Source organism: Nitratireductor sp. ZSWI3 (genome assembly GCF_024655565.1).
GTDB lineage: Bacteria > Pseudomonadota > Alphaproteobacteria > Rhizobiales > Rhizobiaceae > Nitratireductor.
Window position 1 is genome coordinate 23,695 of the sequence record NZ_JANKOF010000024.1, and the last position, 22,222, is coordinate 45,916.

Genomic DNA, 22,222 nt, shown 5'->3' on the forward strand with positions numbered 1-22,222 from the left:
TTCCCGGAGAAATGCATGCTGAAGATTTCGCAGCTCGTGAAGCGCTATGGCAACGGCGCGCCGGTCCTGAAAGGGCTGGACCTGGAAGTGCCGGGCGACAGCGTCGTCGCCATCATCGGGGCCTCGGGCGCCGGCAAGAGCACGCTGCTCAGATGCATCAACCGGCTGGTGGAGCCGAGCTCCGGCACCATCGAATTGAACGGCCTGATGCTGACCGACCTGAAGGGGGCCGGCCTGCGCGCCGCGCGGCGGCGCATCGGCATGATCTTCCAGGGTTTCAACCTGGTCGACCGGCTGACGGTGATGGAGAACGTCCAGTCCGGCCGGCTCGGCTACCTGCCGACCTGGCGCGCGGTGATGCGGCGCTATCCGAAGGAAGACATCCGCCGCGCCTATGAGCTGATGGAGCGGGTGGGGATCGCCCACTATGCCAACAAGCGCGCCGACGAATTGTCGGGCGGCGAGCGGCAGCGCGTCGGCGTTGTGCGCGCGCTGATGCAGGAACCGGAAATCCTGCTCGCCGACGAGCCGACCGCCTCGCTCGACCCGAAGACCTCCGAGCAGATCATGGAGCTGCTGCGCGCGCTGTCGCGCGAATTCTCGCTCCCCGTGCTGATCAACATCCACAACGTCGCCGAGGCCAAGCTCTATACCGACCGCATCGTCGGCATGCGCTACGGCCGCATCATCTTCGACGCCGCGCCGGCCGCCCTCGACCAGGCGGCTATGGACGAGATCTATGCCGGCGTGCCGGCGGAGGAGCGCGGCGAGATGGGCAACGTCACGCCGCTGAGAGCCAAGAACGCATGAGCACCACACCGGCCCACACGGCGAAAGGCCTGCCCGACACATGGCGCCGGCCGCCGATGATCGCCAATCCGCTGCTGCGCTATGGCCTGCTCCTGGCGGTCGCGGTCTATATCGGCTGGGCCCTTTGGATTCTGCCCATCGACTGGGCTCGCGTCTCGCAGGGGTTCGCGCGCGCCGCGCGCATCTTCAGCGGCGCGTTCCCGCCGAGCTTCGAGCGCAGCGGCCTGCTGATCAGCGGTTTCCTCGAAAGCCTCAAGATCGCCATCCTGGCGACCGTCGGCGGAGTGCTCCTGTCGATCCCCATCGCCTTCATGGCGGCGAAGAACCTGGCGCCGCGCCCGGTCTACCTCGTCGGCCGTGCGCTGATCATCATCGCGCGCAGCTTCCATCCCGTCATCGTCGCCATCATCTTCGTCAAGGCGGTGGGTTTCGGCCCGTTCGCGGGCGTACTGACGCTGATCGTCTATTCGATCGGCTTCGTGGCCAAGATGCTGGCGGAGCGGATCGAGGAGATCGACTGGGGTCAGGTGGAGGCGATGCGCTCCGTTGGGGCCGGCTATTTTCCGACGCTCGTCTATGCGGTCTTCCCGCAGATCATGCCGCGCCAGATTGGCCTCAGCATCTATCAGCTCGACAGCAACCTGCGTGCCTCCGCCGTGGTGGGCATCGTCGGCGCCGGCGGCATCGGCTCGACGCTCGCCAACGCCTTCGGCCGCTACGACTATGACTTCGCGCTGGCCATCACCATCGTCATCGTCGCCGTCATCCTGCTCAGCGAGGCGGTGAGCGGCCAGATCAGGAAGCGGATATGGTAAGCATGGACACGACGCCTGAAGAGTGGGTCCGCTACACCCCGCGCGAGCGCCTGCAGCGCTTCGTCATCTTCCTTGCCACCGCGCTCGCCATCGTCTGGGCGCTGACCAGCATCAATGTGATCTGGGCCTGGGTGTTCGACGCGCCGCAGCAGATGGGAGACCTCTTCGGCCGCATGGTGCCGCCGGACGTGAGCAACCTGCCCAAGATCCTGTGGGTGCTGGTGGAGACGGTCAACATCGCCACCATCGCGACGGCCATCGCCGTCTTCGTCTCGCTGCCGGTCGCCTATATCGCCGCGCAGAACACGACGCCCAATGCCTTCACGCTGTGGCTCGGCCGCTTCATCCTCGTCTCCAGCCGCTCGGTCAACACGATCATCTGGGCTCTCCTGTTCGTGGCCATCTTCGGCCCCGGCATCGTCGCCGGCATCGTCGCCATCATGTTCCGCTCCATCGGCTTCATCGGCAAACTCCTGGGCGAAGCGATCGAGGAGATCGACAAGCGCCCGGTGGAAGCGCTGGAGGCGACCGGCGCCTCGCGCTTCAAGGTCATCGTCTATGCCATCGTGCCGCAGGTGATGCCCACCTTCTGGGCCGTCGCCATCCTGCGCTGGGACATCAACCTGCGCGAATCCACCGTGCTCGGCCTGGTTGGCGCCGGTGGCATCGGCCTGATCCTGCAGAGCGCCATCGACACCTTCAACTGGCAGGAGGCGGCAACCGTTCTGCTGTCGATCCTGGTGCTGGTGGTGCTCGGCGAAATCGTCTCCGCCTGGATGCGCAAACGGATCATCTGACCGCCGTCATCTGATCTGACGGACTCCGGCCCCGATTGCAGGCCCCTCGATATGTCTGTACATGTTTGAGGGGCGGTATCTGAGCCGGAGGAGTCTTCCAGCACCATGGATTCAGCGCGGCCGACGGAAACGCTCCACACCAAGATCATCGAGGACATTCGCAACAAGATCGTCGAAGGGCACTGGAAGCCGGGACACCAGCTTGCCAAGGAAACCGAGCTTGCCACCCGTTACGGCGTCGCGCGAATGACGATGAACAAGGTTCTCACCCAGCTCGCGCAGGAAGGCTATGTCACCCGCCGCAAGCGCAGCGGAACATTTGTCGCGCAGGCGCGGGTGCAATCCGCGGTGCTGGAGATCAACAACATCGGCGAGGAGGTGGCCGCGCTCGGCCACAGCTACAGCTGGACCCTCCTGAACAGCGAGCGGCGGCGGATGAGCCAGGCCGATCTGCGGGCGTTGGGCGTCGGAAGGAAGGTGGTCGAGGAGGAGGTCCTGTATCTTCAGGGCATCCATTTTGCCGGCAACAATCCCTTCTGCCTGGAGACGCGTGCCATCAATCTCGACGTGGTCCCGACCGCGTTGCAGATGAACTTCAGCAAGGACGTCCCCGGAAGCTGGCTCTTGAACACGATGCCCTGGTCCACCGCACGCCATCAGATCCGCGCCGTCAACGCATCCGGCCGCGACGCACAGCTTCTCGACCTGCCGACCGGGGCAGCCTGTCTCGAGATTTTGCGCAAGACGAAGATCGGCACCAACTGGGTGACCTATGCCCGGTTGCTCTACCCCGGCGAGGCCCACCAGCTCATCGCCGAATTCGAGCCGCGCGCAGCGGGAGAGGCGCCTTGACGGGCCGGCGCGTCGGCCGTTTCAGGTGATCGGGCGCGGCCGCTGCAAAACGGGTATCCCCCGCCGGGAGGGCGCTTGAAGGACGCCGATCCGCATTGACTCGCTGCGATTATGAGGGCACGGTTATGTATAGACATGTCAGGATCGATGAACGGGTGAGATGGCATGCTGGAAGGGGCTCAGATGCCGTCCGACACTAAATTCTGCTTCAGCGGTAAGCGCGTTCTCATAACCGGTGCCAGCCGTGGAATCGGCCGCACACTGGCCATCGGCTTCGGCCAGAGCGGCGCCGATCTCATCCTGACCGCGCGCGAAGCGGCGGCGCTGGAGCCGACCGCCGAAACGCTGCGCGGACTCGGCTGCGCCGTCGAGTGCCTGGCCGTCGACCAGCGCGATGCCGGGCAGGTCCGCGAGCGCCTCTCGGATCTTCAGCGGATCGACGTCCTCATCAACAATGCCGGCGTCGAAGAGGTGCGTCCGACCTTCGACGTCGACGAGGCGCTGTGGGACAAGATCCTCGACACGAACCTGAAGGGCGCCTTTTTCGTCGCGCAGGCCGCCGCCGCCCGCATGGCGGCGCATGGCGGAGGCGCCATCGTCAATCTGGCTTCGCTCACCTCCTTCGTCGGCGTCCCGACGGCCGTCCCCTATGGCGCCTCGAAGTCCGGCATCCTGGGGCTGACACATGGGCTGGCGGCCGAGTGGGCCCCGCAGGGCATTCGCGTGAACGCGATCGCCCCCGGCTATTTCGAGACCGAGATGACCAGCCAGTTCTACGCCGATCCCGAATGGGTCGCCGCGATGACGGCGAAGGTTCCGATGGGCCGGCTCGGCCGGCTCGAAGACCTGATCGGAGCGACGCTGTTTCTCGCCTCGGAATCCTCCGCCTACATCACGGGCCAGTGTTTGGTGATTGACGGAGGGTACCTGTCCACGATTTAGAGGAGCATGCGGTTTCAAGGCCGCTCATGCGATGCGCCGTCCGACTATGTGTATGCCCCGAATATGTATGCCAATGTGCCAACGAAAATCATGCGAGATTGTGCCGGGAACGCACGATGCGCAGAATCGAAGATTTGAAGCATGAATGAGAGCTCGTCAGCCGGAGCGACGCGGGCCCGCGTCCCGGAGCCGGAAACGACGGCCGTCCGCGTCCGCGACGTGACCATGGATTTCGGAAGCGGCGTCCCGGCGGTGGACCGGGCCAGCTTCGATCTGGAAGCCGGCAAGTTCCTGACGATTCTTGGGCCTTCGGGCTCGGGTAAGACCACGCTCCTGCGCATGATCGCGGGGTTCCAGAAGCCCACCAGCGGCGACATCACGATCAACGGCAAGCCGGTCGACGCCGATCCGCCGCATCGGCGTTCGATCGGCATGGTGTTCCAGAAGCTCGCCCTGTTTCCCCATATGACGGCGGCCGAGAACGTCGCCTTTCCGCTGAAGATGCGCCGCTTCGATCCGCGGACGATTCCCGACCGGGTCAAGGGCTTCCTCGATCTGGTGAAGCTCGTCGGCTATGGAGACCGGCGCATGCATGAGCTTTCCGGCGGCCAGCAGCAGCGCGTCGCCATCGCCCGGGCGCTGGTGTTCGAGCCCGAGCTGCTCTTGCTGGACGAGCCGCTGGCCGCGCTCGACCGCAAGCTGCGCGAGGAGATGCAACTGGAGTTCCGCCGCATCCAGCACGAGCTGGGCGTCACCACGATCAACGTGACGCACGACCAGCGCGAGGCGCTCGTCGTGTCAGACCGGATCATCGTCATGGACGGCGGCAGGATCCAGCAGCATGCGCGCCCCATCGACCTTTACCGGCAGCCGCACAACAGCTTCGTCGCGGGCTTCCTCGGTGTTTCGACATTCATTCCGGGCGAGGCGGCGGAGGGCGGCCTCACGGTTGGCGCACTGCAGCTCAGCGGCACGCATTCCTCCAGGATCGCGGCCGGAGAACCGGCCCGCGGCGCGATCCGCGCCGAGCAGATCCGCATCGGCCCGACGCCAGACAGCCTTGCCCGCTGCGACACGAAGCTCGCCGGCACGATCCTCGACGTGATCTTCGAAGGCGAGCGGCTGCTCTACGTGGTCGAGGCCGACGCGCTGCCGGGCATCGCCTTCCACATCTATCACCACGATCCGGAATCTTTCGATCTCTACCAGATCGGCGCGCCGGCCGCGATCGGCTGGAACGCGCAGGACATGAAGATCTTCAACGCCGCCGTTTGAAAAGAAGCGAGCGACATCCAGCAGAGGAGAACCATGAGATGACAAGACATCACACCCGCCGCGGCATCCTGCGCGCCGGCATGGCGACAGGCGGCGCCGCCTTGCTGACGACGCTGCCGGCCGCGCGCGTCTTCGCGCAGGAACCGGCCAAGCCCGGCGAGATCATCGTGCGCGCCTGGGGAGGAGAATGGGTCGATTCGCTCAAGCGCGGCGTGTCCGATCCGTTCACCGAAATGACCGGCATCGCCGTGCGCCACGACCTCACCGAGGACAACGAGATCCAGCCGAAGGTCTGGGCCGCGGTGGCGCAGGGGCGCGTGCCGCCGATCCACGTCAATTGGGACACCACCACCAATGCGACGAAGTCGGCGCTGCGGGGCGTCACCGAGGACCTTTCGGACCTGGCGAACCTCTCCAACACGACAGAGCTTGCCCAACCCGTGGGGCTGGAAGCCTATCCGCTGGTCAACACCTACGGCTATGTCTACGTGCTGGCCTACCGCCCCGAAGCGTTCCCCGACGGTCCGCCGCAATCTTGGCGCGACCTGCTCGATCCGCGCTTCAAGGGCCGGATTGCGCTCTATAATGACGGCATCGGCTTCCACTTCCCGGCGCAGGTCGCCGGCGGCGGATCGCTCGACGACATTCCCGGCAACATGGAGGCCTGCTGGAATTTCGTTCGCGAGATGAAGGCGCAGAACCCGCTTCTCGGCGAGGATCCCGATTTCACCACCTGGTTCCAGAACGGCGAGATCGACGCGGCCTGCACCATCTCGACCAACGCGCTCGCCGCCCGCAGGAACGGCCTCGACATCGCCTGGACGGTCCCGACCGAGGGATGCAAGTTCGACACCGACTGCCTCTGGATCCCGAAGAACCTGCCGGAGAACGAGCTCTACTGGGCCAAGCAGTACATCAACCACGCCCTCTCGCAGAAAGGCCAGCAGGTCTGGCTCGACGGGCTCGGCCTGCCCGGCGTCGTGCCCGGCCTGACGCCGCCCGAAGGGCTGGCGGGCGATCCTTCCTATCCGACCAAGCCGGAGGACTTCGAGCGGCTGATCCGCATCTCCTCGTCCGTGCAGGTCCAGAACGAAAGCGACTGGTTCGCCAGGTTCAAGGAGATCATGCAGGGCTGATCGGCGCGCCGGAGCGGGATGAGGAAAAGTGTGAAGCGGTTTTCCGCCCGCATCCCGCTCCGACTCTTTGAAAGCCAGCCTGACGAGCGAAGAAAAGACCCGGTGATGACCCGAGAAAGCGACACCTCGCCGTTCCCCTATCCGCTCAGATGGCGGATCATGGATGGTCTGGAATCAGCCCTGGACGCCGTCTGGCCGCGAAGCATGAGCCGCTATTCGGGCTGGGCGCTCGTCGCCCCGGCCCTCCTTCTTGTCGGCATCCTGGTCCTCGGGCTTGCCAACATCGCGGAAAGCTCGCTTCACACCCTCGACCGGTCGACCTTCCTTCCTTCCGAGGATTACACGCTGGCGAACTATCAGACGGTCGCGGACAGCGCGACCTACTGGCGCGTGATGTGGCGGTCGCTGCTCGGCGCGGCCCTGACCGTCGTTTTCACACTGCTGCTCGCGCTTCCCTATTCCTACGTCATGGTGCGAACGCCGAGTGCGGCGATCCGCAAGGCGCTGCTGGTCGCCCTTTTCCTGCCCTTCTTCATCGGCCAGGTGGTCCGCGCTTACGGGATCCTGATCGTGCTGGGCACATCCGGTGCCGTCAACGACGTTCTCGGCTTCGTCGGCATCGGGCCGTTTCGCCTCCTGTTCAACTTCCCTGCGGTGGTCTTCGGACTGGTGCAGTACATGCTGCCCTTCGCGGTGCTGATGCTGGCGCCCGCGCTCACCGCCATCCCGAGGGAGATCGAAACGGCGGCCACGTCGCTTGGAGCGAACTGGATCAGGACCTTCTGGCATGTGGTCATCCCGATGGCCCGGCCCGGGCTGGTCGGCGCGGGCCTCGTCGTCGGCACGCTCTCCCTCACGGATTTCGCCATGCCGGCGATGCTCGGCGGCGGATCGCAGGATTTCATCGCCAACGCCATCTACGACCAGTTCTTCCGCACCGCCGACCAGGGTCTTGGGGCGGCGCTCGCCCTGCTGCTCGTCGCCCTCGGCTCCATTCTCGTCGGCATCGCGATCGCGCTGTTCGGAGCCGGAACGCTCGGCATGGGAGGCAAGCGATGATCAGCCGGGCGCAGCGGCTCCTGTTCTGGAGCATCGTCTGGTTCTGCATCGCGATCCTGTCGGTGCCGACGATCATCGTCGTCGGCGCCTCGGTGACCGCCGGAAACATCATCACCTTCCCGCCCGACGGCTTCTCGCTCAAATGGTATGGGGCGATCGCCATGGCACGCGACCTGCGCCAGGCGTTCGGCCGGTCGGTCATCGTGTCGCTGATCTGCCTCGCCGTCTCCGTGCCCGTCGGCACCCTTGCCGGCATCGCCCTGACCCGCTTCCGCCTGCGCTTCGCCAACGCGCTGCAGGTCTACCTGCTGCTGCCGTTCACCATTCCCCTGATCGGTTCCGGAATCGGCATGATGCTGGTGTTCGGCAACTGGGGCATCCTGGGCAGCGTCTGGCCTGTCGGCGTGGCGCTCGCCGCCATCAACATCCCGTTCATCGTCTGGTCGGTCTCCTCCGCCGCGACGGCCCTCGACGGCGACCTCGAACTCGCCGCCGCCAGTTGCGGCGCCGGCCGCGTGGAGACCTTCCTGCATGTGACGCTGCCGGGCGTGATGCCCGGCGTCATCACCGGCGGCCTGCTGATGTTCGTTCTGGCGATGACCGAGTTCCTGGTCAGCCTCCTGCTCACCGATGCGCGCACCGTGACGCTGCCGGTGCAGATCTACAACAACATCCGCTCGATCATCACGCCGGACCTTGCCGCGATCTCCTCGGTCTTCGTCGTTATCGCGCTCCTCGCGGTCTGGCTTCTCGACAAGCTGGTCGGCCTCGAGATCTTCCTCAAATCCAAGTGAGGGAATTCCGGCGCAGCGGCACCGCCGCCATCACGAAATGAAAGGACGCCCAATGCCCGACATCAACATTCAGCGCCTCAAGGCGCTCTCGCCGGAAGAACGCGCGGCGCTGGTCAAGCGGTCCGAGGCGGACCTGTCCTTCTACCTGGAGAAGGTGCGGCCGATCATCGAGGCCGTGAGAACCGAGGGCGACGACGCCCTGGTGCGCTTCGGGCGCGAACTCGACAAGGCCGCGCCGCTGACCAGGGAAGGCCTGAAGGTGTCGGAAGCCGAGTTCGACGAGGCTTTCTCGCTGGTGGACGAAAAGGTGATCGAGGCGATCCGCTTCGGCATCGGGAACATCCGCAGTTTTCACGAGCAGCAGGCACCGGAGCCGATGTGGCTGAAGGAAGTGCGCCCCGGTGCCTTTGCCGGCGATCGGTTCACCCCCATCAATTCGGTGGCCCTCTACGTGCCGCGCGGCAAGGGGTCGTTTCCCTCGGTGACCATGATGACGTCGGTGCCCGGCGTGGTGGCCAAGGTGCCCAACCTGGCGATCTTCACCCCTCCGGGCCAGGACGGAAAGGTGGATGCCGCAACGCTCGTCGCGGCACGCATCGCGGGGGTCGAGACCATCTACAAGGTCGGCGGCGCGCAGGCCGTCGCGGCGGCGGCCTATGGAACCCAGACGGTGAAGAAGGCGCAGAAGATCGTCGGCCCCGGCAGCCCCTGGGTCGTGGCGGCCAAGCGTCTGCTCGCCGGGGTCATAGACCCCGGCCTTCCCGCCGGCCCCTCCGAAAGCGTGATCCTGGCCGACAGCACCGTTCATGGGGGTCTGGCGGCCATGGACCTTTTGATCGAGGCGGAGCACGGCCCCGACAGCTCTGCCTGGCTGGTCACGGATTCCGAGGCCCTGATCGAAGAGGCGCTCGAGGCCCTTCCCGAGCTGTGGAGCAGGATGTCCGAGATGCGGGTCGATTTCTCGCGCACGGTTCTGACGGGACGGTCCGGAGGCATCATCCTCGCCGAATCGATGGCGGACGCATGCGCCTTCGTGAACGAATATGCGCCCGAGCATCTGGAAATCCTGTCGACGAAGCCGTTCGACTATCTGGGCGACATCACCGAGGCCGCCGAGATCCTGCTGGGGCCGCACACGCCGGTGTCGATCGCCAACTTCGCGCTCGGGCCGAACGCGGTCCTGCCGACATCGCGCGGCGCCAACACCTACGGTCCCCTCTCCGTCTCGGATTTCGTCCGGCGCAGCTCGATCGGCTACGTGACCGAGAAGGGCTACCCGCAAATGGCCGCCGCGGCCAGGACCCTCGCCGATTACGAAGGCTTTTCCTCGCACGCCAACGCGGTCAGCGAGCTGCGGAACGCCTATTTGAGGGGGTGATCGATGCGAGCGGTTCGACTGCAGACCATCCTTTGCAAGGATCGCTGACATGACCGAGACGGGGATATCCCGGACCGCCGAAATCCGCGCCGTTGCGCGCGTCGACGTCGCGCGGGCCGAAGCGATGCTGCAGCGCCTCATCGCGGCTCTTTTCGACATCGATGTCAGCGACCTCAAGATCAACGCCGACCAGTATTCCCTCAACTCGCTGAACGGCTTCTTCGTCTCCGCCGGCCAGGAGCTCTTCTTCAAGTTTCACCAGGAAGAGGGCGAGGAGCAGATGCGCGGCGAGTATTATCGTGCCGACATCCTGGCCCGGGCGGGGCTGCCGGTTGATCAGCCCGTGCACATCTCGACGCTGCCGGGCGAGCAGCTCCTGGTCTACAGGAGGCGCGCCGACCCCCGCTTTTCCGACGTCCTCTTCGAGCTCGACCGGTCGTCGGATATTGCGGCGATGGCGCGCGCGGTGGCTGCCGAGGCGGAGCTGAACGGTCGCATCCTGTCCTGCGCGCGCGCCTCGATTGCTCCGATCACGCCCGAAGATTCGTGCGCCGAGCCGATCCACAGGCTGTTCCACGAACGCCTGATCGACCAGGACGGCGGCCGCTATCCGGGCGGGCGGCTCGCGCGCTTCTACGTCGGGAAGCGGTTCGCCTTTCCGGGCGGCGTGACAATCCACTGGGAGGATCTGCACGACGCCTCTCCGGTCATCAACGGGATCGAGTACAGCCGCAGCCTGGGGGAGATGTTCGACCTTGCCTGGCGGCGCTATGCCCCCGAGCGTCTGGCCGATGCCGGCGGGATCGTCGCCCATGGCGACGCGCACAACGCCAATGTCTGGTACGAACGGGGCCGCGACGCCGATCACCTCGCCTTCTTCGACCCGGCCTTTGCCGGTGACAAGGTGCCGTCCCTGGTGGCGGAGGTGAAATCGACCTTTCACAACATTTTCGCGCACCCGTTGTGGCTCTACAATCCCGCCATGGCCGCCGAGCACTACGAGGCGACGGTCGCGCTCAAGGCGGGAAAGCTTGTCATCGACACGAACTGGCAATTGAGCAGCGTGCGGCGCCAGCTTCTGGAAGCAAAGGCCCGCACGTTCTGGAAGCCCTGGCTCGCCACCCTGTCGGAACGGGGCCTCCTGCCCGCGGATTGGGAAGACGTCGTCCGCATAGGCCTGTTTCTGTCGCCGACGCTCGTCATGAACCTCAACGCGGGCGAGGGAGCCGAGCGGCACAATCCCGTCTCCTCGGCGATCGGACTGTCGGTGGCGCTGGCCGCCGGCTCCCGCCCGGTTGCCGGCCGGGATGTCTTCACCGACTTCTTCGCCGCGATCGCTCCCTGAGACGCGCCGTCATCACCGGAAGCGTCATCGGCGGCTGATCGACCGACAACAGCCAGTTCGCCGGCCCGAGGATGCTACGGTCGGCGCTGCCGCAGAACAATCGGAACGGATTTCATCCATACGCCGGGTCGATGCTCTCGTCCGGCCGCTTCGATCAATTGACAAGGCCGACGATTCCGCCCTAGCATCGCCAATGTGACCAGGTGTTCACATTGGGCGGCAACGCTTCGCTTTTCCTGGAGATCGGGGTGGACCTTTGACCATCGGAATCGCGGCATATGGCAAGAGGTCCGGCGCGGCTGTTGTTGCGGCTGTGCTCGGTGCGGAGCTGCTTGGCCGCGGCGCCATCGGCGGCTTTGCCGTCTTCGCCGTTCTCGATCCGGATGGCACCCCTCGATACCGGACCACGCAGGATGGTGGCATCAGCGCGCTGGAGATTCCGTCCGCCTGGCTGGACGCGGAAAGGGCTGCGGTGATCTCCAGCGGCCCCGACCGGCCGGAGCCGCTCACGCAGTTCCTGGTGGCCGGGCCTGGTGGCCTTGTCACCGGCCATCGCCTTCCCAACAGCCGGACGGCCGGCGGCATGCCCGTCAACGAAGCGGTGTCGGCGCTGCTCGAGCGCGGCGAGCCGCCGCAGCAGGCCGTCGATGCGGCGCTGGCAGCCGATCCGGAGATCGACGCCGGGATCATCGCCATGACGGCCGATGGGCGGATAGGCTTCGCAAATGCGGCAAGGGTGAAGCGACGCACCGATCTCGGCCAGGCCAGGCGCGAGGGTGCGGGCTGCGGATTCGCGCTTCTGCACAACTCCATTTTCGTTGCCGATGGCGAATGCCGGACGCTGGCAGACATCCTCGGCCCGCTCGTCTGGCAGGAACTGACCGGGACGCCGGCCGGTCACGCGATTCTCAGGCTCGACACCCCCATACGGATCGAAGCCGCCGAGCGGGATCGGCTGCACATCGATGCCGATGGGCGGATCGTGGGGCTGGAAAGCGCCGATCCAAGGATGCTCTCGGCCGAGCGTGTCGGCGCCGTCGGCTATCTGTCGGCCGAGGTCTGGCAGGGTGGCCGGCGCGTCGGCTCCGCCGTCACGGAACTGATCGCGCGCCTGGCCGGAGGGACCGCCCATCCCCATGGTTCGCCGGCCCGCCGCAGCATGATGATGAGGAGAAGTCATGTCGCGTCGTGAGCGCACGGAGCGCGCCATCCTCCAGGCGCTGGAGGAACAGATCTGCGAGACCGGAATGGCCGGCGTCGGGGTGAACTCCGTCGCCAAGCGCGCCGATGTCAGCAAGGAATTGATCTACCGCTATTTCGGCGGCATGCCGGGCCTGATGCTGACCTGGATGCAGGAGCAGGATTTCTGGACCAAGAGCTCCAGCGTGGTGAAGAGCGACGAGTCGAGCGAGCGGCCGCCGGCCGACCTCATCCTGTCGATGCTGCGCGAGCAGATCGAAGCGCTGGCCAACAACCAGCCGCTCTGCGAAGTGCGACGCTGGGAACTGATCGAGCGCAACGACGTCAGCGCCAAGCTGGCCGATCGCCGCGAAAGCGCGGCGCGCGCCTTCATCGACCGTGTCGACGGGCTGACCGACGATACCGACGTGCCTGCGGTGGTGAGCATCATGCTCGCCGGCGTTCTCTATCTGATGCTGCGCGCCAAGACGGAGGAATACTTCCTCGGCGTGCCGCTGCGCACCCCGGAAGGATGGGAGCGGCTGTGGAACGCCATCGAGCATCTGACCGCTTCCCTGCCGCAGGACCTCAAGACCAAATCCCTGCGTTCGCTGGAAGGCCAGCGCGCATCGCGGGCGACGACATTGCAACGCAAACCACAAAAAGGGGAATGACGATGATTTCTTGCAGGAGGTTGCTGCGTAACAGCCGCGCGCTCATTTGCGCTGCCGCATTTCTGGTTCCCGCCATGACCATGACGAGCGCCCAGGCGGAAACCGTGAAAGCGGTGATGATGTCGAGCCTGCGCGTGATGGACCCGGTCATGACCACGGCGTTCCTCACCCGCGACCACGGCTACATGATCTACGACACGCTTCTGGGCGTCGACTCGAACTTCCAGATTCAGCCGCAAATGGCGAGCTGGACCGTGTCCGACGACAAGAAGACCTACACCTTCACGCTGCGCGACGGCCTGAACTGGCACGACGGCACGCCGGTGACCGCCGACGACTGCATCGCCTCGATCAGGCGCTGGGGCGAGGTCGACACCACCGGCCTGGCGCTGATGACCATGGTCGACAGCATCACCAGGACCGACGACAGGACCTTCGTCGTCCAGCTGACGCAACCGACGACGCTGCTGCTTTCGGGTCTTTCCAAACTGAGTTCGCGACCGGCCTTCATGATGCCCGAGCGCATCGCCGAGACGCCGGGGACCACGGCGATCACCGAATATATCGGCTCGGGCCCGTTCAAGTTCGTCGAGGAGGAATTCCAGCCGGGGGTCCGCGTCGTCTACGAAAAGAACGAGGACTACGTGCCACGCGACGAGCCACCGAGCTGGACCGCCGGCGGCAAGGTGGTGAATGTCGACCGCGTCGAATGGGTAACGATGCCGGATCACATGACGGCGATCAATGCGCTGCAGAGCCAGGAGATCGATTTCATCCAGCAGATTCCGTTCGACCTCCTGCCGCTCGTGGAGACGATGGAAACCGTCGACGTCAAGGTGATCGACAAGCTCGGTTCCTGGACCTATTTCCGCATGAACCACCTCTATCCGCCCTTCGACAACAAGCTGGTGCGCCAGGCGGCGATGGCAGCGGTCGGGCAGGACGACGTGCTCAACATGCTGGTCGGCAACCCCGACTATTACCAGACCTGCGCGGCCGTCATGGGCTGCGGCAACCTGAATGAGAACACCTATGGCGAGGAATGGGTGGTCAAGCCCGACATCGAGCGCGCCAAGGCGCTTCTGAAGGAAGCCGGTTATGACGGCACGCCGGTCGTGCTGCTCCAGCCGACCGACCTCGCCATGCTGGCGGCGCAACCCATCGTCATGGCCGATGCCTGGCGAAAGGCGGGTTTCAATGTCGATCTGAAGGCCATGGATTGGCAGACGGTCGTGACCCAGCAGGCCAATCAGAAATCCCCGCAGGAGGGCGGCTGGAACGCCTTCTCCACCTACAGCATCCTGGCGACCAGCGGCGATCCGTTCGGCAACACGACGCTGTCCACCGCCGGCCGCAAGTCCTGGGCAGGTTGGCCCGACGTGCCGGAGATCGAAGAGCTGCGTCTTGCGTATGCGCGGGCAGCAGATGCCGAAGAGCAGAAGGCGATCGCGGCCAGGATCCAGAAACTCGCCATCGACGAGGGGGTGGTCGGGCCGCTCGGCCAGTTCCGCATCCCCGCCGCCTATGACAATGAATGGACGGGTTTCCTGGAAGCCCCCGTGACGCTGTTCTGGAACATCAGGAAGTCGGCCGATTAGGGTTTGTGCTCTCCCCTGGCATCAGACGGACACTGGAAGGGACACGCCATGCCGCAGGCCTTCGATATCCTCATCCGCAATGCAACCGTGATCGACGGAACGGGTGCTGAGCGCTGCTCCGCGGATGTCGGCGTCTCGGGCGACCGCATCGCCGCGGTCGGTGATCTTACGGATGCGCGTGGGAAAACGGAGATCGACGCCGCAGGGCTCATTCTTGCCCCCGGCTTCATCGATTCCCACACGCATGACGACCGCATTCTTCTGTCGGCCGGCGAAATGACCGCCAAGGTCAGTCAGGGTGTGACCACCGTGGTCGGCGGCAATTGCGGCATCTCGCTGGCGCCGATGCCGAAGCCGGTCCGCAAGCCCGTCACGCCGCCGCTGGACCTGCTGGACGAGAGCGGCGACTGGTATCGCTACAGACGGTTCGCCGACTATCTCGAAGCGCTCGGGGAGCAGCCGGCCGCCACCAACAGCGCGATGCTGGTCGGCCACACGACCCTGCGCGCCATCACCATGGATGAGCTGGATCGGCCGGCGACGCCCTCGGAGATCGCCGCGATGCAGGCGCATGTGGAGGAGGCCATGGCGGCCGGTGCGATCGGCGTTTCGACGGGGCTTGCCTATCCGCCGGCACAGGCGGCGACCACGGAAGAGGTGATCGAGGTTTGCCAGCCGATGGCCGCTTACGGGGGACTTTACGCCACCCACATGCGCGACGAGGGCGACCACACGATCGACTCGCTCGAGGAATCCTTCCGCATCGCGCGCGCGGTGGGCGTGCAGCTCTTGATCTCCCATCACAAGCTGGCCGGCGCCAACAATCATGGCCGCTCGGTGGAGACCCTGGCACTGATCGAAGGCCAGATGCGGAAGCAGCATGTGTGTCTTGACTGCTATCCTTACGCCGCCTCGTCGACCATCTTGACGGCCGACCATGCGCGAGGTTCGCCGAAGACCATCGTCACCTGGTCGAAGTCGCTGCCGCAATACACCGGCAAGGAGCTCGATGAGGTGATGGCGATGATGGGTTGCGACCTCGACGAGGCGGTGCGGCGCCTGCAGCCGGCCGGTGCGATCTATTTCCGCATGCATGAGGACGACGTTCGGCGCATCCTCGCATACGCCCCGACCATGATCGGCTCGGACGGTCTGCCCCATGACGAAAACCCGCATCCGCGCCTGTGGGGAACCTTCCCCCGCATCCTCGGGCATTACAGCCGCGACACCGGGCTCTTCCCGCTCGAAACCGCGGTGCACAAGATGACGGGCCTGACGGCGCTCGAGTTCGGCTTTGCCGACCGCGGCGTGGTGCGGGAGGGCGCCTATGCCGACATCACGCTGTTCGATCCGGACACGGTGATCGACCGCGCCACCTTCGAGAGGCCGATCGCGCTGTCGGAGGGGATAGACACAGTGCTGGTCAACGGCACGGTCGTCTGGCGCGACGGACGATCGACCGGCGCACGCCCCGGCCGGGTTCTGCGCCGGCAGGCACCGCAATGACCGATGGTGGGGCGAGAGCGACGCGTTATCGGCAGGCGATGCCATGTGCCGCCTGAGGCACATGGCATCGTCAGTCTTCAGATCATTCGCATGAATGCAAAAGACGACGCGGTCTAGATCGTTTCCTGTTTTGACGGAAGCGGTCGGCCGTGGTTTCGGCCCGGCGGTGTCGCGCGCGGCACCCCCTCCGGCAGGCCAGAGGGGGTGTGAAGGGCGCCAGACGCTTCAAGCAAAAGATGAAATACTCTAGCCCGGATGGTGGACCTCCTGGAGTCCGTAGACCGGCGTTTCGATTGCCTCGAAGCGGGCTTTCATCTGCAAGGCGAGATACTGCGAATAGTGACGCGACTGGTGCAGGTTTCCGCCGTGGAACCATAGCGCCTCCTGCCGTGTCGGCTTCCACATGTTGCGCTGCTCGCCCTCCCAGGGTCCGGGGTCCTTCGGCGTATCGGATCCCAGCCCCCAGCATTTGCCGACCCTGTCGGCGACGTCGCGCGAGATGAGATCGGCGGCCCATCCGTTCATCGAGCCGTAGCCGGTCGCGTAGACGACGAGATCGGCCGGAAGCACCGTGCCGTCTTCCAGCACCACGGCATCCTCCGTCAGGTGGCTGACGCCCTGACCGGACTCGAGCTTGATGCTGCCGTCGATGACGAGGTCGCAGGCGCCGACATCGATGTAGTAGCCCGACCCCCTGCGCAGGTATTTCATGAACAGGCCGGAGCCGTCGGCGCCCCAGTCGAGCATGAAGCCCGCCTTTTCCAGCGCGGCATAGAAATCCGCATCCTTCTCCCGCATCTTGTCGTAGAGTGGTATCTGGAACTCGTGCATGATCCGATAGGGCAGCGAGGCAAAGATGAGGTCGGCCTTGCGTGTCGTCACACCGCTGGCGACCGCGCGTTCGGAATAGAGGTCGCCGAGGCCGATCTCCATCAGCGTGTCGGAGCGCACGATGTGGGTCGAGGAGCGCTGCACCATGGTGACGTCGGCGCCCGCCTCCCAAAGCGCGGCGCAGATGTCGTGCGCGGAATTGTTGGAGCCGATGACGACGACTTTCCTGCCGCGATAGGCATCCGGCCCGGGGTGCTGCGAGGAATGCTGCTGCTCCCCCCTGAAAATGTCCTGTCCCTCGAATTTGGGGATGTTGGGCTTGCCCGACATCCCGGTGGCGAGCACGAGCTGCTTCGGTTTCAGAACCACCTCCTCGCCGTCGCGGTCGACCACCACCGTCCATTCCTTCGTCTCCTCGTCGAAGGCGGCAGACTTGCAGGTGGTGGAACCCCAATAGTTGAGCTCCATCACCTTGGTGTACATCTCCAGCCAGTCGCCGATCTTGTCCTTCGGCGCAAAGACCGGCCAGTTCTCCGGGAAGGGGATGTAGGGCAGGTGGTCGTACCAGACGGGATCGTGCAGGCAGAGCGACTTGTAGCGCTTGCGCCAGCTGTCACCGGGACGCTCGTTCTTCTCGACGATGATCGCCGGCACGCCGAGCTGGCGCAGCCGCGCGCCGAGCGCGATGCCGCCCTGACCGCCGCCGACGATCACCACAAAGGGCTGTGTCTTGTAGCCGAGCTCGGCGGCTTCCTGCTCGCGCTTTTCCTTCCAGGTCTTGCGGTTCGGATCATGGCCGTGCTCGGCTCCCATCGGCCGGCGCAGGCCCTTCGGCTCCTCGAAGCCCTTGAGCTCGCTCATGGTGGTGAGCAGGGTCCAGATGAGGCCGTTCTTCAGGCGGATGTGGCCGTAGCCGCGCGCGGCCTCGGTCTCGAACTCGAACCAGCCCTCGGTGATGCCCTCGCCGCCGCTCGCCGGCTCCGCCTGATCCTGCCGGAAGCGCTTTGGCCTGATCGCCGCAAGTTGGGCGGACAGCATGTCGCGGATCTGCTCCTGGCCCTCCATGGTGCGGATGTTCCAGGTGAAGGTAACGAGATCGCGCCAGTAGCAGTCAGCCTGGAACAGGTTCACCGCGGCGTCGATGTCTCCGGCTTCGAGCGCCCGACCGAGCTTGGCGAGCGCCGTGTCGATCCTCGTGCTGGGATGGTCTTCAAGCATTCTTTTCTCCTCCACTTGCTTGCTGATATCGGTCCGTGCCGGCCGCCTCCCTGCCGCGCCGGCGCCAGTATGGTCATGCGGTCAGGTCGATCAGTATCTTCAGGTGCTTGCCGGATGGGTCGAGCAGCGCGTCGAAACCCTCGCTGACGGCCTGGTCGAGGCCGATCCGCCTGGTGACGATCCTCTTGGCCGGTAGGAGTCCGGAGGCGATGAGGCGGATGACGCGCGGCCAATAATGGGTCGGGTAGGCCCAGGAGCCACGCACCTGGATATCCTTGAAAGTCACCTGAAACCAGTCGAGCGGGTTTTCATGCGGGTGGAGCCCCGTCTGCACCACAATGCCCTGCTTGCGCACGGCGTCTGCACAGGCTTTCAGGGCATGCTCGTTGCCCACGCACTCGATTGCCACATCGCAGCCGACGCCGCCTTCCGTCTGGGCGCGCACCACCTCTCCGGGCTGTTCCCGATGCGGGTTTATTGTGATGACGTCGGGCAGGATCGCGCGAGCGAATTCGAGCCGCGCGTCGTTGATGTCCGACACGAAGAGCTGCGTCGCACCCGCCGCACGGGCGGCAAGGAGGGTAAGGATGCCGATCGGCCCGGCGCCGGTGACGAGAACGCTGTTGCCGGCCGTCACGCCGCCCCGGTCGCACGCATAGACTGCCACCGCCGCCGGCTCCACCAGCGCGGCTTCCTCGTCGGTCATCTCGTCGGGAATCTTCTGGACATTGTAGGCATTGAGCATGGCGTATTCCGCCATGCCGCCCCACGGCCAGCTCAAGCCGGCGAGCGCTAGATCTCCGCTTAGGTGAAACAGGCCGCGGTCGGCATAGTAGTCGCCGGCGCGCGGCATGATCAGCGGCTGCACCGAGACGCGGTCCCCGGCGGCGAGGCCGGAAACCCCGTCGCCCACCGCCTCGACGACGCCGCCGAACTCGTGGCCGAGGATCTGCGGCCCGTGCACTCCGGTAAAGGGATGCGGTTCGGTTGGGATGAAGATCGGACCGTAGGCATATTCGTGCAGGTCTGTGCCACAGATACCGACGAAACGGTTGCGGATCAGGACCTGACCCGCCGGCGGCCGCGTGTCGGGCTTCTCCACATCCTCGATGCGAAGGTCCTTCGCCGCATGGAAACGCAGTGCTTTCATCGTGTTCTATCCCCAAGGTTTCGAAATGTCAGACGAGGACCATGCCGCCATCGACGACCAGGCTTTGCCCGGTCATGTAGTCGGAGGCCGAAGAGGCGAGGAAACGGGCGACGCCAACCAGATCGTCCGATTTCGAGGGACGACCCAGCAGGATGTCCGCCGAGAAGGTCTCGAAGGCTTCGTTGTCGCGCTGCGTCAGCCCTTCGTCGACGAAACCCTTATCGATGACCTTCCACATCTCGGTTGCCACCACGCCGGGGCAGATAGCGTTGACGTTGATCCCGTCCTTGCCGAAGGCGCGGGCCGCGGCCTGTGTCAGGGCGACGACGGCGAATTTGCTGGCCGAATAATGGGCCAGCGGCTCGTAACCCTGCTTTCCCGCGATCGAGGCGGTGTTGACCACCTTGCCGCCGCGGCCTTGGGCGATCATCTGACGGATGGCCTCCTGCATGCAGACAAGGACGCCGAGGCCGTTCACGTCCATGACGCGGCGCCAGTCCTCCTCGCTGATGGACAGGAACGGTTTTGTCTGGGCGATGCCGGCATTATTGAAGATGACATCCAACTTGCCGTACGCGGCCACGGCGGCGCCAATCATCGCGCGCACGCTCTCGCGTTGCGACACGTCGACCGTGGCGGCGATTGCCTTGCCGCCGCCCTCCCGAATGCTTGCCGCGACCTCTTCCGCCGTCTTTCCGTCTATGTCCGCAATGGTGAGGGACGCGCCGTCGGCGGCCAGCCCGCGCGCCATCGCCTCGCCGATGCCGCGTGCAGCACCAGTGATTATAATGGAACGCCCATCGAGTTCGTGGGACATCGCTTCCTCCTGCTGTTGTCGAACAACAAGCGAGCAAGGGTCGTGCCAAATTCGGTGCACGAGGGAAAACCGCGTAATATCAAAGAACTGGCCGCTCAAACTCGTTACGCTGGCGCGGCGCCGGCGCTACAGGTGTGGCGCTTCTTGTGCGGCGAGGTTACTGCGGCTGGGAGATGCCGTGGCGCTTCATGCGGCGGTGCACCGTGGTGCGGTCGAGCTCGAGCCGCCTTGCCGCTTCCGATACGTTCCAGTCACAGGCGACAAGCATGCGGCGCAGCGCTGCGGCTGCATCGTCGAGGGCGGCGGCTCCGGCGAGTTCCTCGGGCAGGTCGCCGAGATCGATGCAGTTGTTCTCGCTGAGTGCCGCGGCCACAGCAACGACGTTGTCGAGCTCGCGGATGTTGCCCGGCCAGCGATGCGCCTTGAGGGCGATGCGCGCCGGTTCCGATATCTCCAGCGCCTCCCCGTTCGCAGCGTGGCGTTCGAGCACCCTGTCCAGCACCCAGCCGAAATCCAGGCGGTCTCGCAGCGCCGGCAGGGTGATCGTGGCGGCGTTCAGGCGATAGTAGAGATCCTCCCTGAAGCGCCCGTCGCTCACCGCCTCCGGCAACGGGTGATGCGAGGCGGACACCACGCGGATGCGGACCGGGCGCGGCACGTCGGCGCCGACCGGCAGCACCTCCTGCTCCGCCAGGACGCGCAGCAGGCGGCTTTGCAGCGCGTAGGGCATGTCGCCGATCTCGTCGAGGAACAACGTGCCGCCATCGGCCTGCTCTATCAGCCCTTTCCGCCCCTTGGCGGACGCGCCGGTGAAGGCGCCGGGCGCATAGCCGAACAGCTCGCTCTCGATGAGCTGCTCGGGGATCGCTGCACAATTGACGGCAACGAAACGGCCCTTCAATCCGCTGCCCTCGTGTATGGCGCGGGCCAGATACTCCTTGCCCGTGCCCGTCTCGCCCTGGATGAGGATCGGCAGTGCGGTGCGGGCCAGCTTGGCGGTCTTCGCCTGCAGCGCCGCGATCTCCGGCGCGTCGCCGCCCAGACGGTGCAGCGGCGCCGGTATCTGGTCGCGCGTCGGGAGCGCGCGGCGCATGCGCGTGTTGGGCTCGATGGCATGGGCGAACAGCGCATCACCGTCGCGCGCGAAAAGCACGCGCTCCTGCGTCGGGCGGCTGCGCGTCAATTCGGGCAGGCTGTCGATGTCGATATCGAAGAAGCGCGACACCGGCTGGCCGATAAGCTGTGTCGGATCGCGCCAGTCGAGCCGGGCCGAGCGGGCCAGCAGCTTGGCACCGCCATGGGTCATGCCGATGATCCGCCCGCTCGGATCTATGGAGATGGCAGCCTCCGGATCGACGTCGACGAACTCGGGCGAGCGGGCGAAGCGCAGCACCCATTCATGCCGTGTCTGCGCCATCAGATTGGCGAGCTCGATGCGCCGCGCCGAAGCGTTGACAAGGTGGAGGGCAAGGTTCTGGCTGGTTTTCAGGATCGGCGAGCTCAACAGCGAGATGTCGAGCACCGCGCACAGGGCGCCTTGCGTGTCGTATATGGGAGCCGCCGTGCAGGAGAGCGGCGTGTGGGTGTTGTCGAAATGGTCCGTCTGGTGGATCGTCAGCGCCTCGCCGGTCTCGATGCAGGCACCCACCGCGCAGGTGCCGGCGCGCCGCTCCGTCCATTCGGAGCCGAGATAGAGCCCCGCCTTGCGCAGATTGTTGTCGAACAGCGGGTCGCCCAGGAACTCGACGGTGACACCCTCGCGGTCGGAGAGCAGGAGCACGTAGTTCTGCCCCGCCACCTGCTGGTAAAGATGCTCGAGGCCGGAGCGGGCAATGCCGATCAGCTCTTCCGACTGCTGGCGGTGCTCGCGCAGCTGCTGCTCGGGAACGATAAAGGCCTCGCAACTGCGGGCGGGATCGAGGCGGTGTTTCTCGAGGCAGCGCAGCCAGGACTTGACGACGATCTCGTCCCGGCTCGTCGGCATTCCCATGCCGACCTTCTCGATCTCCCGGATGTGATCGGATCCTCGAAGCATGCAACGAATCG

The 22,222-nt window shown here is 65.5% G+C and carries 19 protein-coding genes; 15 read left to right on the forward strand and 4 right to left on the reverse strand.

What is annotated here, in order from left to right; genetic code table 11:
- Nucleotides 1-15 precede the first annotated feature (15 nt).
- The 15 genes from phnC (at nt 16) to NUU27_RS10175 (ending at nt 16,160) form a co-directional block, all read left to right on the forward strand.
- Nucleotides 16-810, forward strand: coding sequence for a phosphonate ABC transporter ATP-binding protein (gene phnC, locus NUU27_RS10105; protein ID WP_257761973.1), 795 nt, complete (start codon nt 16-18; stop codon nt 808-810).
- A complete protein-coding gene (gene phnE, locus NUU27_RS10110; RefSeq protein ID WP_257761974.1) occupies nt 807-1,625 on the forward strand; it encodes a phosphonate ABC transporter, permease protein PhnE in 819 nt (272 codons plus the stop codon). Before phnC ends, phnE (NUU27_RS10110) begins: the two co-directional genes overlap by 4 nt.
- Nucleotides 1,619-2,422 (forward strand): phosphonate ABC transporter, permease protein PhnE, encoded by an 804-nt coding sequence (gene phnE / locus NUU27_RS10115; RefSeq protein ID WP_257761975.1) that lies wholly within the window; start codon nt 1,619-1,621, stop codon nt 2,420-2,422. The genes phnE (NUU27_RS10110) and phnE (NUU27_RS10115) overlap by 7 nt, the downstream gene beginning before the upstream one ends.
- Nucleotides 2,423-2,527: 105 nt before the next feature.
- Nucleotides 2,528-3,274, forward strand: coding sequence for a UTRA domain-containing protein (locus NUU27_RS10120; RefSeq protein ID WP_257761976.1), 747 nt, complete (start codon nt 2,528-2,530; stop codon nt 3,272-3,274).
- A 183-nt stretch (nt 3,275-3,457) separates the two neighbouring features.
- The gene (locus tag NUU27_RS10125) at nt 3,458-4,216 is read left to right on the forward strand and encodes an SDR family NAD(P)-dependent oxidoreductase (RefSeq protein WP_257761977.1); all 759 of its coding nucleotides are present in this window, start codon (nt 3,458-3,460) and stop codon (nt 4,214-4,216) included.
- 141 nt (nt 4,217-4,357) lie between these two features.
- Nucleotides 4,358-5,491 carry an ABC transporter ATP-binding protein gene (locus tag NUU27_RS10130; RefSeq protein ID WP_257761978.1) on the forward strand — a complete coding sequence of 378 codons (1,134 nt, stop codon included), beginning with the start codon at nt 4,358-4,360 and terminating at the stop codon, nt 5,489-5,491.
- A gap of 38 nt (nt 5,492-5,529) precedes the next feature.
- Complete coding sequence (locus tag NUU27_RS10135; RefSeq protein ID WP_257761979.1) at nt 5,530-6,627, forward strand: PotD/PotF family extracellular solute-binding protein; 1,098 nt, start codon at nt 5,530-5,532, stop codon at nt 6,625-6,627.
- A 105-nt stretch (nt 6,628-6,732) separates the two neighbouring features.
- Entirely contained in the window at nt 6,733-7,686 is a 954-nt protein-coding gene (locus NUU27_RS10140; protein WP_257761980.1) for an ABC transporter permease, read from the forward strand.
- Nucleotides 7,683-8,480 carry an ABC transporter permease gene (locus NUU27_RS10145; RefSeq protein ID WP_257761981.1) on the forward strand — a complete coding sequence of 266 codons (798 nt, stop codon included), beginning with the start codon at nt 7,683-7,685 and terminating at the stop codon, nt 8,478-8,480. The genes NUU27_RS10140 and NUU27_RS10145 overlap by 4 nt, the downstream gene beginning before the upstream one ends.
- 52 nt (nt 8,481-8,532) lie before the next feature.
- Nucleotides 8,533-9,858: a histidinol dehydrogenase gene (gene hisD, locus NUU27_RS10150; protein WP_257761982.1), complete on the forward strand. Its 1,326-nt coding sequence runs from the start codon at nt 8,533-8,535 to the stop codon at nt 9,856-9,858.
- A gap of 124 nt (nt 9,859-9,982) precedes the next feature.
- The gene (locus NUU27_RS10155) at nt 9,983-11,203 is read left to right on the forward strand and encodes a hypothetical protein (RefSeq protein ID WP_308219961.1); all 1,221 of its coding nucleotides are present in this window, start codon (nt 9,983-9,985) and stop codon (nt 11,201-11,203) included.
- A gap of 256 nt (nt 11,204-11,459) precedes the next feature.
- Nucleotides 11,460-12,395, forward strand: coding sequence for a hypothetical protein (locus NUU27_RS10160; RefSeq protein ID WP_257761984.1), 936 nt, complete (start codon nt 11,460-11,462; stop codon nt 12,393-12,395).
- Complete coding sequence (locus tag NUU27_RS10165; RefSeq protein WP_257761985.1) at nt 12,382-13,056, forward strand: TetR/AcrR family transcriptional regulator; 675 nt, start codon at nt 12,382-12,384, stop codon at nt 13,054-13,056. Before NUU27_RS10160 ends, NUU27_RS10165 begins: the two co-directional genes overlap by 14 nt.
- Before the next feature lie 74 nt (nt 13,057-13,130).
- Nucleotides 13,131-14,654, forward strand: coding sequence for an ABC transporter substrate-binding protein (locus NUU27_RS10170; protein ID WP_257761986.1), 1,524 nt, complete (start codon nt 13,131-13,133; stop codon nt 14,652-14,654).
- A 48-nt stretch (nt 14,655-14,702) separates the two neighbouring features.
- Nucleotides 14,703-16,160, forward strand: coding sequence for an amidohydrolase family protein (locus tag NUU27_RS10175; RefSeq protein ID WP_257761987.1), 1,458 nt, complete (start codon nt 14,703-14,705; stop codon nt 16,158-16,160).
- A 246-nt stretch (nt 16,161-16,406) separates the two neighbouring features.
- Here the strand turns inward: NUU27_RS10175 and NUU27_RS10180 are convergent, their stop codons facing one another.
- From NUU27_RS10180 to NUU27_RS10195, 4 genes are all read right to left on the reverse strand, one after another.
- Nucleotides 16,407-18,209, reverse strand: a complete 1,803-nt coding sequence (locus NUU27_RS10180; RefSeq protein WP_257761988.1) for an NAD(P)/FAD-dependent oxidoreductase — start codon at nt 18,207-18,209, stop codon at nt 16,407-16,409.
- Between the two features lie 73 nt (nt 18,210-18,282).
- Nucleotides 18,283-19,359, reverse strand: coding sequence for a 2,3-butanediol dehydrogenase (locus NUU27_RS10185; RefSeq protein ID WP_257761989.1), 1,077 nt, complete (start codon nt 19,357-19,359; stop codon nt 18,283-18,285).
- 28 nt (nt 19,360-19,387) lie between these two features.
- Nucleotides 19,388-20,176: an SDR family NAD(P)-dependent oxidoreductase gene (locus NUU27_RS10190; RefSeq protein ID WP_257762001.1), complete on the reverse strand. Its 789-nt coding sequence runs from the start codon at nt 20,174-20,176 to the stop codon at nt 19,388-19,390.
- Nucleotides 20,177-20,333: 157 nt separating this feature from the next.
- Nucleotides 20,334-22,211, reverse strand: coding sequence for a sigma-54-dependent Fis family transcriptional regulator (locus NUU27_RS10195; RefSeq protein ID WP_257761990.1), 1,878 nt, complete (start codon nt 22,209-22,211; stop codon nt 20,334-20,336).
- Nucleotides 22,212-22,222 lie beyond the last annotated feature (11 nt).

Coding starts and splice junctions, on each gene's coding strand:
- phnC (WP_257761973.1), top strand. CDS start 16: ATGCTGAAGATTTCGCAGCTCGTGAAGCGCTATGGCAACGGCGCGCCG.
- phnE (WP_257761974.1), top strand. CDS start 807: ATGAGCACCACACCGGCCCACACGGCGAAAGGCCTGCCCGACACATGG.
- phnE (WP_257761975.1), top strand. CDS start 1,619: ATGGTAAGCATGGACACGACGCCTGAAGAGTGGGTCCGCTACACCCCG.
- NUU27_RS10120 (WP_257761976.1), top strand. CDS start 2,528: ATGGATTCAGCGCGGCCGACGGAAACGCTCCACACCAAGATCATCGAG.
- NUU27_RS10125 (WP_257761977.1), top strand. CDS start 3,458: ATGCCGTCCGACACTAAATTCTGCTTCAGCGGTAAGCGCGTTCTCATA.
- NUU27_RS10130 (WP_257761978.1), top strand. CDS start 4,358: ATGAATGAGAGCTCGTCAGCCGGAGCGACGCGGGCCCGCGTCCCGGAG.
- NUU27_RS10135 (WP_257761979.1), top strand. CDS start 5,530: ATGACAAGACATCACACCCGCCGCGGCATCCTGCGCGCCGGCATGGCG.
- NUU27_RS10140 (WP_257761980.1), top strand. CDS start 6,733: ATGACCCGAGAAAGCGACACCTCGCCGTTCCCCTATCCGCTCAGATGG.
- NUU27_RS10145 (WP_257761981.1), top strand. CDS start 7,683: ATGATCAGCCGGGCGCAGCGGCTCCTGTTCTGGAGCATCGTCTGGTTC.
- hisD (WP_257761982.1), top strand. CDS start 8,533: ATGCCCGACATCAACATTCAGCGCCTCAAGGCGCTCTCGCCGGAAGAA.
- NUU27_RS10155 (WP_308219961.1), top strand. CDS start 9,983: ATGCTGCAGCGCCTCATCGCGGCTCTTTTCGACATCGATGTCAGCGAC.
- NUU27_RS10165 (WP_257761985.1), top strand. CDS start 12,382: ATGTCGCGTCGTGAGCGCACGGAGCGCGCCATCCTCCAGGCGCTGGAG.
- NUU27_RS10170 (WP_257761986.1), top strand. CDS start 13,131: ATGACCATGACGAGCGCCCAGGCGGAAACCGTGAAAGCGGTGATGATG.
- NUU27_RS10175 (WP_257761987.1), top strand. CDS start 14,703: ATGCCGCAGGCCTTCGATATCCTCATCCGCAATGCAACCGTGATCGAC.
- NUU27_RS10180 (WP_257761988.1), bottom strand. CDS start 18,209: ATGCTTGAAGACCATCCCAGCACGAGGATCGACACGGCGCTCGCCAAG.
- NUU27_RS10185 (WP_257761989.1), bottom strand. CDS start 19,359: ATGAAAGCACTGCGTTTCCATGCGGCGAAGGACCTTCGCATCGAGGAT.
- NUU27_RS10190 (WP_257762001.1), bottom strand. CDS start 20,176: ATGTCCCACGAACTCGATGGGCGTTCCATTATAATCACTGGTGCTGCA.
- NUU27_RS10195 (WP_257761990.1), bottom strand. CDS start 22,211: ATGCTTCGAGGATCCGATCACATCCGGGAGATCGAGAAGGTCGGCATG.